Annotated in this window: 16 protein-coding genes; 10 read left to right on the top strand and 6 right to left on the bottom strand. The window is 68.8% G+C overall.

Annotated features, from left to right (window positions below; genetic code table 11):
• A partial coding sequence (locus VFZ39_RS07735) for a hypothetical protein (protein WP_330865157.1) occupies positions 1–299 on the bottom strand: 299 nt, incomplete at its 3' end.
• Between the two features lie 97 nt (positions 300–396).
• On the opposite strand from VFZ39_RS07735, the gene VFZ39_RS07730 reads away from it, so the two are divergent.
• Positions 397–1638 carry a hypothetical protein gene (locus tag VFZ39_RS07730; protein WP_330865156.1) on the top strand — a complete coding sequence of 414 codons (1242 nt, stop codon included), beginning with the start codon at positions 397–399 and terminating at the stop codon, positions 1636–1638.
• A 106-nt stretch (positions 1639–1744) separates the two neighbouring features.
• Here VFZ39_RS07730 and VFZ39_RS07725 read toward each other — a convergent pair whose 3' ends face one another.
• Positions 1745–2173: a VOC family protein gene (locus tag VFZ39_RS07725; protein WP_330865155.1), complete on the bottom strand. Its 429-nt coding sequence runs from the start codon at positions 2171–2173 to the stop codon at positions 1745–1747.
• Between the two features lie 184 nt (positions 2174–2357).
• Between VFZ39_RS07725 and VFZ39_RS07720 the strand changes: the two genes are divergently transcribed.
• Together VFZ39_RS07720 and VFZ39_RS07715 are read left to right on the top strand one after the other, a co-directional pair.
• The gene (locus tag VFZ39_RS07720; RefSeq protein WP_330865154.1) at positions 2358–2702 is read left to right on the top strand and encodes a nuclear transport factor 2 family protein; all 345 of its coding nucleotides are present in this window, start codon (positions 2358–2360) and stop codon (positions 2700–2702) included.
• Between the two features lie 1300 nt (positions 2703–4002).
• Positions 4003–4731: an alpha/beta fold hydrolase gene (locus VFZ39_RS07715; RefSeq protein ID WP_330865153.1), complete on the top strand. Its 729-nt coding sequence runs from the start codon at positions 4003–4005 to the stop codon at positions 4729–4731.
• Positions 4732–4796: 65 nt separating this feature from the next.
• On the opposite strand, the gene yidC is transcribed toward VFZ39_RS07715, so the two are convergent.
• Positions 4797–5588 carry a membrane protein insertase YidC gene (yidC, locus tag VFZ39_RS07710; RefSeq protein WP_330865152.1) on the bottom strand — a complete coding sequence of 264 codons (792 nt, stop codon included), beginning with the start codon at positions 5586–5588 and terminating at the stop codon, positions 4797–4799.
• Positions 5589–6047: 459 nt separating this feature from the next.
• Entirely contained in the window at positions 6048–6446 is a 399-nt protein-coding gene (locus VFZ39_RS07705; protein ID WP_330865151.1) for a nuclear transport factor 2 family protein, read from the bottom strand.
• Between the two features lie 427 nt (positions 6447–6873).
• On the opposite strand from VFZ39_RS07705, the gene VFZ39_RS07700 reads away from it, so the two are divergent.
• A complete protein-coding gene (locus VFZ39_RS07700; protein WP_330865150.1) occupies positions 6874–7110 on the top strand; it encodes a hypothetical protein in 237 nt (78 codons plus the stop codon).
• 45 nt (positions 7111–7155) lie between these two features.
• Here the strand turns inward: VFZ39_RS07700 and VFZ39_RS07695 are convergent, their stop codons facing one another.
• Positions 7156–7746, bottom strand: coding sequence for a cob(I)yrinic acid a,c-diamide adenosyltransferase (locus tag VFZ39_RS07695; RefSeq protein WP_330865149.1), 591 nt, complete (start codon positions 7744–7746; stop codon positions 7156–7158).
• A 146-nt stretch (positions 7747–7892) separates the two neighbouring features.
• Here VFZ39_RS07695 and VFZ39_RS07690 point away from each other — a divergent pair, with 146 nt between their 5' ends.
• The 5 genes from VFZ39_RS07690 to VFZ39_RS07670 all read left to right on the top strand — a co-directional run bounded on the left by VFZ39_RS07690 (position 7893) and on the right by VFZ39_RS07670 (position 12225).
• Positions 7893–8195, top strand: coding sequence for an STAS domain-containing protein (locus tag VFZ39_RS07690; protein ID WP_330865148.1), 303 nt, complete (start codon positions 7893–7895; stop codon positions 8193–8195).
• Between the two features lie 40 nt (positions 8196–8235).
• A complete protein-coding gene (locus VFZ39_RS07685) occupies positions 8236–10317 on the top strand; it encodes a protein meaA (protein WP_414690272.1) in 2082 nt (693 codons plus the stop codon).
• 77 nt (positions 10318–10394) lie between these two features.
• Positions 10395–10664 carry a hypothetical protein gene (locus tag VFZ39_RS07680; RefSeq protein ID WP_330865147.1) on the top strand — a complete coding sequence of 90 codons (270 nt, stop codon included), beginning with the start codon at positions 10395–10397 and terminating at the stop codon, positions 10662–10664.
• A 170-nt stretch (positions 10665–10834) separates the two neighbouring features.
• Positions 10835–11893, top strand: coding sequence for a PAS domain-containing sensor histidine kinase (locus VFZ39_RS07675; protein ID WP_330865146.1), 1059 nt, complete (start codon positions 10835–10837; stop codon positions 11891–11893).
• Between the two features lie 17 nt (positions 11894–11910).
• Entirely contained in the window at positions 11911–12225 is a 315-nt protein-coding gene (locus tag VFZ39_RS07670) for a DUF952 domain-containing protein (RefSeq protein WP_330865145.1), read from the top strand.
• 11 nt (positions 12226–12236) lie between these two features.
• Here the strand turns inward: VFZ39_RS07670 and nucS are convergent, their stop codons facing one another.
• Positions 12237–12935, bottom strand: coding sequence for an endonuclease NucS (nucS, locus tag VFZ39_RS07665; RefSeq protein WP_330865144.1), 699 nt, complete (start codon positions 12933–12935; stop codon positions 12237–12239).
• 39 nt (positions 12936–12974) lie between these two features.
• Between nucS and VFZ39_RS07660 the strand changes: the two genes are divergently transcribed.
• Positions 12975–13265 (top strand): FAD-dependent oxidoreductase (locus VFZ39_RS07660; protein WP_330865143.1); only part of this gene is annotated, 291 nt, incomplete at its 3' end.

The raw sequence follows: 13265 nt of genomic DNA, 5'->3' as shown, positions 1-13265 counted from the left end.
GCAGCGGCGAATGAGGCGCCGGCCTTCCAGGACCACCTCGGGATCCCGCGCTCGGGGTCGAACTCCCGGGCCCATTCGGCTGCCGGGTCATCGGGATCGGCGGCTGGACCGGGCCCTGGGTCATCGAGCTCTGCGTTGTCGGGCCGTGGGTCGTCGGGCACTAACGGGTGGGCGTCGGCCCACTCGGCGGCCAAGACCAGCAGCCGGTTCTCGGCTGACACCGCCACCCGCCAAACCTCCCGCACCTCGGCCAGCATCGCCGTAGGGGTGGCGGCGGCGGTCTCGATCAACGGGTGCATGGTCCAAGTCTTGATCGAACACATGTTCGAGTCAAGGTCTTATCGCAGGATGGGGACAACTCGTTCTGTGCGGCGTACCCCCGTGCAATCCTCGGGCATGGCGCGAACCTGGATGTCCGTGACGGTGGAGCTGCTCGGCGGGCGAGGTGAGGAGCTGTGGCCGTGGCCGGGGCGGATTCTGGCGGTCGGGCCCTCGCACACGTTCATGGACCTGGCCGATGCCGTCAACGACGCTTTCGCCAGGTGGGACCGATCCCACCTTTCTGTGTTCACCCTCGCCAATGGCCGGGTGGTCACGGATCAGGAGACGGGGGCCGAGATGGCGGGTTCCATCGGCGGGCCGATCATCGCGCCCCTCGACATCGACGTCGCTCGCGTCGCGCGAACGGTCGAGCCCGGATCCGAGTTCCGGTTCGTCTTCGACCTCGGTGACAGCTGGACGCACCGGTGCGTCGTCGAGAAGGACAAGGTCGACCCGCTCGAGTTGCTGGGCATCCGACCCGACGTACCGATGCCGTACTGGGGTTGGGGCACCATCCCGGACCAGTACGGGCGCCGATGGGCTGACGACGACGGCGAGAGCGGGGCGCCGCGCAGGCCGATCCACCGGCACCCCATGTTGTTGGACGCGTGGCCGGCGCAGCATCAGATCGCTGCGGTCGACCTCTCCGCCGTACGGGCCGCCGTCGCGACCAGGGACGCGGCCGGCTTCTTCGCCACAGTCACCGGCCACGACGTCGACGACGTGCTGCAACAGGTCGGGGCCGGCATACCGATGGCACTGGAGGCCAACCGTCAGGAAGCCGAACCCGTCGCGCTGTCGATCATCAACCGACTGACCTGGCGCGACGGCGCCGGCGACGAGGTGCTGGCCGAGGACCTGCTGGCTCTTCTCCGCGGAGAGTCACCCACAGGGCGAATCGTGCCGGTCGACCTCGACATGCTCAGCTCCGAGCTGGAGGGCGATCTCGACCTGTCGACCGGTGGCTACGTTGACCTGCACACGGGGGAGGCGTGGGCCGACAGTGTCGCCGATCCGATGATGGTCGGGGAGGATGCCGCGATCGACGTGGACGAGGAGCCGGACCGTTGGCTCTGGTTCGACCGCGTCGGCTCGCGTGACGCCTGGCGGGACATGGCGGCGTTCGCCGAACGGCAGCGGGACGGCGCCCTTCGCGAGCGTCTGGAACGGGCGATCGGAGGTAAGGGGGCCTTCCGTCGATTCCGTGACGTCATCGATGAGGAGGATCTCGCCGAGCAGTGGTTCCCCTTCTCCACCGACCGTCGGATCGGCCGCGCCCGGGCGTTCCTCGCCGATCAAGGCATACGTGTGATCTGACGTCCTCGAGCGATGCCGGCCGTGCTGAGCCTGGCTGCTGGTCCGGGGACCGGAACGTTGCGGACACGCCGATGTGCGGACGTCACATGTCGGCGCGAAACCCGGCTCAAGTAGGCCAGCAGTAGAACTCCAGCAAGTTCCCATCAGTATCGACAGTGGCGAACTCCCTGGTGCCGAAATCAGTGTCACGCGGTGCGCCCGAGTCGCCCGGATGGAGCACACCGGCTGTGGCAAGTTCGGCGTAGAGGTCATCGACAGCCTCGACTCGGTCGAGTGCGATGCGGCAGCTAGCTGTCCCTGCCAAGAAGCTCTCCGCCCCAGATCGCACAGGAGACTCCCGCAGGTCGTCGAGCGAACGGACCTGCCACCCGTCGTCGTCCGCCTGCCAGAGGTGGAGACGGGCTTCGTCTCGCACCAAGACCGCGAACCCTGTGTCTTGATGTGGTGACTCGAAGCCGAAGCGAGTCGCGTAGTACTGCACCGCCGACCCCACGTCGCGCACTGGCAGAGCAGGGATGGTCGTGGACAAGCTCATGAGGCAACCCTAGGGGCCACACGTCCGACCGTGCCGCTGACCGTGCGCTCGAAAGACGCACGCTACCGCCGCTGACCGGTTGTTGCAGCAGGCCGCGTGCGGGTGCTAGGTGGTTCGGTGCGGCATTGCCACACGGCGTGGTCGGCGGGCAGAGTCGTTGCTTGCCACCCGATGGGAGCTGAACATGACACGGTCACCTCAGGAGACGCTCGCGGCACACTTCGAGGCCGTCGCGAGCGGTGATATGGAGCGATTGCTGGCCCACTACTCCGAGGATGCGACGATCCTCACTGGGCAGGGCGTACTCGAAGGACACTCAGGGGTTGAGGAGTTTTTCACGCTTGCGCTGCGGTCACTGCCCGGGGCGCAGTTTGCCATTATCGACACAACGTATTCGAGCGACGCTGCGCTGGTGCACTGGACGGCGGAGTCGGGTGCAGGGCGGATCGATGATGGCGTCGACACCTTCGTGTTCAAGGACGGCGACATTCGCCTCCACACTGTCCACTTCACCGTCCAGCAAGCTTGATCCCGCCAAGGTCAGCAACTCTCTGAGAGGTTGCGTTCACCGGTCGGGATCAGGCGCTCGACGTTTCTGCGTGTGCCCGGATCGGGGATAACCCAGGGTCCGGATGTGCCCGGATCGGTAGTCCTCCGGATGTATCTGACAGGGCCTTCGGCCGATCCTGAGGTTAGGCGAACACACGAGAGGCAAGACGATGATCGACTGGGACTCCGACGACTGGGGCAACCGCGTCACCTACGCGGCCGACGGCTCATGGGTCGTCGACAAGCACGGCGACGAGGTGACCGATCAGGACTAGGAGGCCACCCGGCGATCAGAGGGGGAGGTGCCGATGACAGGGCGTCTCGTGCGGTTTGATCAGGGGCGTGACCGAAGCCGACATCGAGACCCTTCGACTGCCCTTGTCCGGGCTGCGCTTCCAGCGACTGCCCGACGGTCGGTGGCGGTGTGTGACGCCAGCCCAGCACGACGACGAGGAAGCCGGGCTTTTCGTGCCCGACTCTGGCGAGTGGATGCCTGCAGAACTACAGGTCGGCAACGGAGGTCGAGCCCAGTGGGCTCCTGGTTGGCGGGACGAGGCGAGCTGGTGGTTGCTCTACGGCGACACCAGGAGGGGGCCGGTGAAGGTGACCCTGGCCGACGGACAACGCCGCCGATTCTCGGCTTCGAGCCGCTGTGGATCTGTGAATGGGTGAGCGTTTGGCAGGCTGCGCACGTGAACGTCGGTGAGGAGTCGTTCCAGGCGTTCGCCGGCCCCGCGCACTACCTCCGTGGCGACAGCGCCGAGGGCTGACCCAGCAGGCTGCGACCGCACGCACATGCCGCTGTGGGCGCGGCGGGTCGTGCCGATGAGCGTGCAGCCCTCCAAGCAATACACTGATGCCGGAGGCGGTCCCCATGGTCCGACGCGACGATCCTGATGTCGGGCTTTCTCGCGCTGATGAGCGTGGCTGGCGTCGCTGGCCTACTCCATGACCGGCTGCACCCCAGGACCACGCCGCCGTGCTATTGGTCGGATGCCGAGTATTGGCACGCCGTGATCATGAGCCGGTTCTACCGGGGGTATGGGCCGCCAGAATGAGCCATGTGGTTCGGATGAGGATCACGACGCGCTCTTGAAGCAACCGGTCATGCCGCACTGAGGGCAGATGCCCGACCATGCCGACGATAGGTGCGCGGACGTGCCGATGAGCGCATGTAACCAGGGCCGCCTCTTTTCGCAGCGACTTCCTAGACTGAGGCGATGCGCGTCGAAGTCGGCGGACTGACGATCGCCTACGAACGAGCCGGGAGCGGGCCGCCGGTGGTGCTGGCTCACGGCTTCGTGGCTGACGGCCGCTCGACGTGGGGTGCACAGATCGACCCGCTCGTCGACGAGTTCACCGTAGTCGCGTGGGACGCGCCGGGAACAGGAGGCTCGTCTGACCCGCCGGAAGGCTTCGGCATGGACGGCTACGCCGACTGTTTCGCGGCGTTCATCCGGGCACTGAGAATCGGGCCAGCCCACCTGGTTGGGCTCTCGTTCGGTGGGGCGTTGGTGCTGGCCACGTTTCACCGGCATCGAAACCTCGCGTCATCGCTGGCCCTCGTGAGCGGCTACGCCGGATGGCGTGGCTCGCTCGGCGTCACAGAGGCGCACAAGCGGCTGGCTCGGTCGCTGGAGGTATCGGAACTGCCGCCCGACGAGTTCGCCGTCGCGATGGTGCCGTCCATGTTCTCGCCGTCAGTCAGTGACGAGGTCGTGGCGAGTTTCGTCGGCAGGGTCCGGGCGTTCCGCCCTGACGGCTTCCGAGCGATGGCTCGGGCCAGTTTTGAGGACCAGAGCCATGTGCTGCCGGAGATCGACGTGCCTACGCTTCTGCTCTACTCGGACCACGACGTACGAGCCCCGCTGGCCGTCGGCGAGGCTATGCACGCCTCGGTGCGGGGGTCCCAACTTGTTGTCTTGCGCGGGCCGGGTCACGTCAGCACCGTGGAGGCTCCGACCGAAGTCACCCGCGAACTTCGTCGCTTCCTGCGCTCGGTCACGTAGTCGGGACCTGGCGCGTCATCCAACAAGTGACGCCCGCTCTGCCGCTGTCGGTGTGAGCGGTGACCTCAGCGGGCACGTGCGTCCGCCGGGGAGCCCGGCGTGGGGAACCAACGCCAGATGATCGCTGCCTGCCCCATGGTCCACGCCGAGCTGAACACCCAGTAGGCCAGGAGAGCCATGGGTACGAGACCTCCGGCCACGATCAGGCCGAGAGCCGACAGGGCCGGCATGATCTGCTGGGCCCTACCTATGGCCTCGGGCAGACCGTCAGTCACGGTGTTCGTGGCGACGAGGTACCTCTGTGTGACGAATGTCAGCGCGGCTGCTGCGCAGGCCATGCCAGCAACCACGGCGAGGTGCGCCCCTCCGGCAGCGAGGTAGCCGCGCTCGGCCAGTGGGACACCCAGCAGGGTGGCTGCACCCAGCGAGGCGACCAGCTCCGAGGTCATCGCCCCCACCGGCACACCTGCCGCGACATCGGCCAGGAGCTGGTAGAGAGCCAACCAGATCGGCAGCTGAATCAGCAGGGGCAGGCAGCCGAGTCGTGGCATCCCGTGTTCGGCGCCGATGCGGCGGCGTTCTTCAAGGAGTCGGCGTGCGCTTTCGGGGTCCCGACGATTTCGGTACCGCTTGGCGAGGTCGTGCAGATGTGGCCGGGCGCGGGCCGAGGCGTGAGCGAGGCGGACACCGTGGGCGACCAGTGGGAGTAGTGCGAGGCGGACCGTGACGACCACGGCGGCGATGCCGAGCAGCCAGGAGGTGCCAGAGCTGGGATCGGCGCCGAGCGAGGTCAGGGCGGTGTGGGTCGCCGCGATCAGCGCAGCGAGGGCATGGGTCAAGGGGTCGAGCAAGAACATGGTTACTCCTGGATGAGTGAGGGGCGGTCGGACCTGGGGTCGCCAAAGGGGCGAAGGTCAGGCCAGTCCAGGAGCTCGGGGCCGGAGCGGGCAGTGGAGGGGGTCGGTGACTCGCCCGGCGCGGAACGAGGGCGCTTCATCTGCGGTACCAGGTTGCAGTGCGAGCGCTTTGGGCACCGAGGTCGCGGCGTGGCTGCGGAGGACGACCACGGCAGCCGCGGCGAACGCCACGGCCGCCAACAACACGGACATCGATGGAGCGTCCACGGTCGTGGCTGACACCGAAGGCATCAGCTGGGCCGCCGCACTGCCGACCACGATGACAAGCACGAGCCGGAGGCGTGTTGTGGCACCAGCGACCCTCCGGCTCATGTCGGAGATGGTACCCAGTTCGAGGGATCCGGGAATCCCGCTCGGATGTCCAGGTCGCCGGCGGTCTGCGGCAGGAAGTCGAACCGGCTACTTCCGGTCGGCGTGACGGTGGACCGCCCGCCATCGTCCCTCTTCCCTGCGGAAGACATGGGTGACCCGGAGTTCCTGCAAAGCGGGTGGCTGGCCGCGGAGCGACGCCGTGTAGCTCTCGATGGCGACGGTGTAGGCAAGGTCGCCATTCACCTCGGACGCGAGGGTCTCCCAGTGGAAGTCGCGCACTGCCGAGAACTCGGAGGCGACCATGTCGAACGTCTTCATCACCCCTTCGGCCCCGATCTCGCACAAGCCCCGGGCGGCTAACAGCGTCACCGGGGCGGTGGCCGTCCAGAGGCGGTTGTTCGGGGCTGAGTCCCCGACGTGAAACGCGCGCTGCGCGTCGATGAAGCGGGGCAGGAAGTCGTGATGAAAGTCTTCGAGTTCAGCCATGGGTCACTGTCTCGCCGGTCTATCACTGCTCGCAAGGCGCGCGGAGCTACGCCCTCGCTGCATACCGGGAACAGCTACTCGGCCTCCACTCGCCCCGGGTGAGAACCCGGCTCCGCCGGAACGGGGCAGTACCCCCGCCTTCTCGCATGAAGGACGTTCAGTACGCCGATGGCCGCTCCGGCAGCAACGACCACGATCGGTGCCAGATTGAGAGCAAAGCCGAGTAGCACCAGCACGGCTCCCGAGCCCACGCCCCACAGGACCGGATGAGCCACGACCCACTCACTGAACCGGCTCAGCAGACTGCGCATCTGCCACCACATCCCTCGCTTGAGCTGCCATGACCGTAGGGCCAACCCCTCCCTATGTCGAGAGACGACCGGGGGCTCGATCGCGGCATGAGGTCCGTGCTTTCACTGCGAACGACGTGAGACTGCACAGCAAGCCGTTCACGTTCACCATCCACATCCTCCGGGACGTCGAAGGTGAGATCCTGCACGCCATCTCGACCGGCCAGATCATCGTGGTCCCGGTCGAGCCGGGGGTGACGTTCCGCGCAGCGGGTCGCTTCGACTTCGTCACCGCGGGCGAGGACTTCGTCGTGGTTCCGGAGTCCGGAGGAAGTCAGAACCGCGACGCCTTCTGCGCCGCCCTGGCGCCGTAGGTCTGGGAGGTCGACGATCGGGACACGGCGCGCGGTCCGACGCAGTCAGCTCTCCCGAGGCTCGCCCCGCTCGCCACCCGGGACCCAGAGCACGTCGCCGTTCTCACGGTTGGCGGCGCGGGCCAGGATGAACAGCAGGTCGCTGAGCCGGTTCAGGTAGGTGATGGCGAGCTGGTTCATGGTCTCGGCGTGCACCTCCCACGCCGCCCAGGCGGACCGCTCCGCCCGGCGTACGACGGTGCGGGCCACGTGGAGGTGGGCCGCAGCCGGCGTCCCGCCGTTCAGGATGAACGACCGCAGCTTGGGCAGGTCCTCGTTGTAGCGGTCGCACCAGCCCTCGAGCCGGTCGACGTAGTCCTGCTCGATCCGCAGCGGGGGGTACTCCGGGTCGGGTACCACCGGCGTGCAGAAGTCCGCGCCGACGTCGAACAGGTCGTTCTGCACGTGCGTCAGCACCCGCACCACGTCGTCGTCCAGGCCGCCGGCCGCCAGCACCAGGCCGAGGTGGGCGTTCGCCTCGTCCACGTCGGCGTACGCCTGCAGCCGCGGGTCGGTCTTCGACGTCTCGCTCATGTCTCCCAACCGGGTCCGTCCGCCGTCGCCGGTGCGGGTGTAGATGCGGGTGAGCTTGACCATGGAGCGAGGCTAGCCCCCGCGACACGTGAATCCCTCCCCGCGTCAAGGCAACCAAATGGGTGTGGCCCGCGTCATAGTTCTGAGAGACACTGGGTAAAGAGCAGTGAGGCCGGACCACATCGGGCAGTCCGGAGAACGGGGCGATCATGGACATCCTCACCAAGGGACCGACCCTGATCCTGGTCGGCGACTTCAACGGACGCAGCACCTCCGAGGTGCGCTCGGCCCTGCACGAGCAGCTCGCCGCGCCGGAGCACGCGATCACGGTCGACCTGACCGGCGTCGACTCCGTCGATGTCCCAGCCCTGCGCGTACTTGCGTACGCGAGCCACGAGGCCGGCCGGACCGGCCACCACGTCGTCCTTCGCGGCTGCAGCCCCGCCGTGCTGCGGATGCTCCACCTGACCCGGCTGATCAGGTTCGTGGAGCTCGAGCGCGCGGCTGCCTGACTCCACGGGCCTGACTCCACTGGGACAGACACCACGCGCGCTGTGCAGAACCCCACATCGCCAGCGGTTACCAACGCGTAGCCTCCGCCCTACGCTTCGAGGCATGAGCGAGAAGGATCGCCCCTGGGTGATGCGGACGTACGCCGGGCACTCCACTGCCACCGCGTCGAACGCGTTGTACCGCACCAACCTGGCCAAGGGCCAGACCGGCCTGTCGGTCGCCTTCGATCTCCCGACCCAGACCGGATACGACCCCGACCACCCGCTCAGCCGCGGCGAGGTCGGCAAGGTGGGCGTCCCGATCCCGCACCTGGGTGAGATGCGTCGGCTGTTCGACGAGATCCCGCTCACCGAGATGAACACCTCGATGACGATCAACGCCACCGCGATGTGGCTGCTCGCGCTCTACCAGGTCACCGCGGAGGAGCAGAACCCGGACCTCGAGCCCAGCGAGGTCGCGCACCGGCTCGCCGGCACCACGCAGAACGACATCATCAAGGAGTACCTGTCGCGCGGGACCTACGTGTTCCCGCCGGAGCACTCCCTGCGGCTGATCTCCGACCTGATCGCGTACACGGTCCACGAGATCCCGCGGTGGAACCCGATCAACATCTGCAGCTACCACCTGCAGGAGGCCGGTGCGACACCGCAGCAGGAGCTGGCCTACGCCTTGTGCACGGCCATCGCGGTGCTCGACCAGGTCAGGGCCTCGGGCCAGGTGTCCGAGGAGGACTTCGGCATGGTCGTCGGCCGGATCTCCTTCTTCGTGAACGCCGGCGTGCGGTTCGTCGAGGAGACCTGCAAGATGCGGGCCTTCGTCGAGCTCTGGGACGAGATCACCCGCGACCGCTACGGCGTCACGGACGAGAAGATGCGCCGGTTCCGGTACGGCGTGCAGGTCAACTCCCTCGGCCTGACCGAGGCCCAGCCCGAGAACAACGTCCAGCGGATCGTGCTGGAGATGCTCGGTGTGACCTTGTCGAAGAAGGCCCGGGCGCGTGCCGTGCAGCTGCCCGCCTGGAACGAGGCGCTCGGCCTGCCGCGGCCGTGGGACCAGCAGTGGTCGTTGCGGCTGCAGCAGGTGCTCGCGTACGAGTCGGACCTGCTCGAGTACGACGACATCTTCGAGGGCTCCCACGTGATCGAGGCCAAGGTCGCCGAGCTGGTCGAGGGCGCACGCGCGGAGTTGGACCGGGTGCAGGCCCTGGGCGGCGCGATCGCCGCCGTCGAGTCCGGCTACATGAAGCAGGCGCTGGTCACCGCCCACGCGGCGCGGCGTGCGCGGATCGAGGCGGGCGAGGAGATCATCGTGGGCGTCAACCGGTTCGAGTCGACCGAGCCGTCGCCGCTGACGGCCGACCTCGACGCCGCGATCCAGGCCGCGGACCCGGAGGCGGAGGCCGCCGCGATCCGCTCCGTCGAGGAGTGGAAGGCCGGACGCGACGAGGGCGCCGTGGCCGAGGCGCTCGCGCGACTGGCGGCGGACGCCAAGACCGACACCAACCTGATGCCGGCCACGCTCGCCGCCGCCCGTGCCGGCGCGACCACCGGGGAGTGGGCCGGCACCCTGCGCGAGGTCTTCGGGGAGTTCCGGGCGCCCACGGGTGTCGCGGGTGCCGTCGGTGTCGCCGGACAGGTCGGCCGCGCAGCCGACGCGCTCGCCGCCGTACGCGCTCGGGTCAAGGCGACCGCCGACCAGCTCGGGGGCAGGTTGCGGCTGCTGGTCGGCAAGCCGGGTCTCGACGGCCACTCCAACGGCGCCGAGCAGGTCGCGGTGCGAGCCCGCGACGCGGGCTTCGAGGTGATCTACCAGGGGATCCGTCTCACCCCGGAGGAGATCGTGGCCGCGGCGGTGGCCGAGGACGTGCACTGCGTCGGCCTCTCGATCCTGTCCGGCTCCCACATGGAGCTGGTCCCGAGCGTGCTCGACGGGCTACGGGCCGCCGGGGCGGAGGACGTGCCGGTCATCGTCGGCGGGATCATCCCCGACGCCGACGGCCGGCGGCTGCGCGAGGCCGGCGTGGCGGCGGTCTACACACCCAAGGACTTCGGCCTCACCGAGATCATGGACGGGATCGTGGACCAGATCCGCGCGGCGAACGGGCTCGAACCCGACCGCTGACGACGTGGGGCGGAGGCGCCGCTCGTGGTCGATCGCGAGGGGTGAGCTCGGTCGCGCAGGCGGACTACCCTCGAGGAGTGAGCGACCTGCAGTGCGCGGCCCGGTTCGTGCTGGTCCGCGCGTTGCCGCCCGGGGGAGCCGAGGGCCGACTGCCGGGGCCGCTGGCGGGAGAGCGGCTGGCGGCGACGTACGACGCGCCGGTCGACCTCGACGAGCTCGCCGACCGACACCGCGGAGAAGCCGTGCTCGTCGTGGGGGAGCATGACTTCGGACCGGCCCGGGTCGTGCTGGTCGAGGTTGACGCCGATGGCAGGCGGGTCTCGTCGTGGGACGAACCGAACGCGTGAGGCGGTTTGTGACAGCACGCGGAGGTCTGGACCACCTTTGTGGATTTCAGGCTCGGTTTCCACACACCGCGCGCAGAACGGTGAGGTGTCGGTAACAAGACATCCACAAAAGAGTGACTCTGTGACAGTTCCTTTGCCACGGTTGACCAGCGCGCCCGTAGCCTGCTCGCGTGCCCCCCACCCCCCCGGAGCACGATGCCGCTGTTCTCCGCGGCATCGTCGATGCCTCGAACGACGCCCTGGTCGTGATCGACCAGCGCGGCGTCGTCGCGCTGGCCAACGTCCGCGCCGGCACCCTGCTCGCGGCGACCTCCGAGGAGCTCGTGGGGAGTCTGGTCGAGGAGCTGGTACCCGGAGCGACGTGGGCGGCCTCGGACGGCACGACGACCACCGGCCTCGCCGTACGCCGGGACGGCACCCGGTTCCCGGTCGAGGTGAGTGCCACGCCGCTGCCCGACGAGTTGACCTGCCTGAGCCTCTGCGACGTGTCGGAGCGCGAAGCCGTGGTGGCCGCCAGCCTGAGGATGCGCGACGAGCTGATCGCGTCGGTGTCCCACGAGCTGCGCACGCCGCTGACGTCGATCCTGGGATACACCGAGATCCTGGTCGACATGGGGGAGCCGGCCATCAGCGGGCACGCAGCGCGGCTGCTCGAGATCGTGCGGCGCAACGCCGAGCGTGAGCTGAAGCTCGTGGAGGACCTTCTCACCGTCTCGGAGCTCGGCGGCGCCGGCCTGACCCTCGACCCGGTGCCGACCGACCTCGCCGCGGTGGTGGATGCCGCGATCGACGAGCTGGGCGCGATGGCCACGGAGTCCGGGATCACGCTGACCCGCAGCGGCGAGCCGTCCCTGTGGGTGGTCGGCGATGCCTGCCGCCTCACCGACGTGGTCACCAACGTCGTCATGAACGCTGTGAAGTTCAGCCGCTCCTGCGGCGGTCAGGTCGAGGTCGGCCTGGTGGTCGATGGCGAGTACGGCGTGGTCGAGGTGCACGACGGTGGCGTGGGCATCGACGCCCACGAGCTGCCACAGCTGTTCGACCCGCTCTACCGAACCGCCGGCGCCGTCGCGGCCGCCGTCCCCGGTGCCGGCCTCGGGCTGCCGATCGTCAAGGGCATCGTGGAGGCGCACGCGGGCGAGATCGACGTCGCGAGCGAGCCGGGCAACGGTACGACCGTGAAGGTGCGGCTGCCGCTGGCCGCCGAACCCGCCGCGGCGACTGCCTGACCTGGCCGAGATCGGGCATGAACCGGATCTTCCACATCGCCACCGTCGCCGACTGGGACGAGGCGCAGCGGCGAGGTCTCTACTCGACCTCGACCCGCGGCCGGACCCTGGCCGAGGAGGGCTTCATCCACGCCAGTCGCGCTGACCAGTGGCAGGCCGTGCACGAGCGCTACTACGCCGACGTCACCGAGCCGCTGGTGCTGCTCGTGATCGACACCGACCGGCTCGACGTACCGGTGGTGGAGGAGGCGGCACCCGGCAGCGACGAGACCTTCCCTCATGTGTACGGCGCGCTCGACCCCGCCGCGGTGGTGGAAGCCGTGCCGCTCTAGGGGGTCAGCGGTCAGAACAACCGGTCCTCGACCGAGTCGAGGCCGCGCAACGCGTCGTAGTCGACCACCGTGCACGCGATGCCCCGATCGGTCGCGAGCACGCGGGCCTGCGGCTTGATCTCCTGCGCCGCGAAGATGCCGCGCACCGGGCCCTTGGCGGAGAGCAGCGGGTCACGGTTGAGAAGCTCGAGGTAGCGGGTCAGCTGCTCGACCCCGTCGATCTCACCGCGCCGCTTGACCTCCACGGCGACGCTGAGGCCGTCGGCGTCGCGGCACATCAGGTCGACCGGGCCGATCGCGGTGGGGAACTCGCGCCGGACGAGCGTCAGGCCGACCGCGAGGGTCGCCGGATGTTCTGCCAACAGCTCCTGGAGGTGCTTCTCGACCCCGTCCTTCTGCAGGCCGGGGTCGACGCCGAGGTCGTGGCTGGAGTCGTGCAGCACCTCCTCGATCATGATCCGCAGCGTGTCGTCAGGCCCCCGAGTCGCGCTCTGACTGGTGACCGTCCACTCGATCGCGCCGTCGTCGGTGGTGCTCTCCCGGACCGTGCACGGTGGTGACATCCAGTTGAGGGGCTTGTAGGAACCCCCGTCGGAATGGACGAGGACCGACCCGTCAGCCTTCATCATCAGCACGCGGGTGGCCATCGGCAGGTGGGCGGTCAGCCGGCCGGCGTAGTCGACCTGACAGCGGGCCACGACGAGTCTCACGGGCGGTCAATCTACCTGCGCACCTGCCATGCTCCTGCCATGGGCGAGCGCGTGGTGGTGGTGGGCGCCGGGGTCGTCGGGCTGACCGCCGCGGTCCGCCTCGCCGAGCGCGGTCACCGAGTCGACGTGCTGGCGCGGGACCTGCCGCTGGAGACGACCTCGGTCGTGGCGGCCGCGCTGTGGTACCCGTACGAGGCGCACCCGCGGCAACGCGTGCACGCGTGGAGCGCGTCGACGTACGACACGCTGGTGGATCTGGCCGCCGAGCCGCGCACCGGCGTCCGGCTCCGCTCGGGCACCGAGGTGCTGCGCGAGAGCCTCCCCGATCCC

Origin of the sequence: Nocardioides sp. (assembly GCF_036374615.1) — a bacterium.
Taxonomy (GTDB): Bacteria; Actinomycetota; Actinomycetes; order Propionibacteriales; family Nocardioidaceae; genus Nocardioides.
Note: the sequence above shows the minus strand (reverse complement) of the source record. Positions and strands in the feature narration are given on the sequence as shown.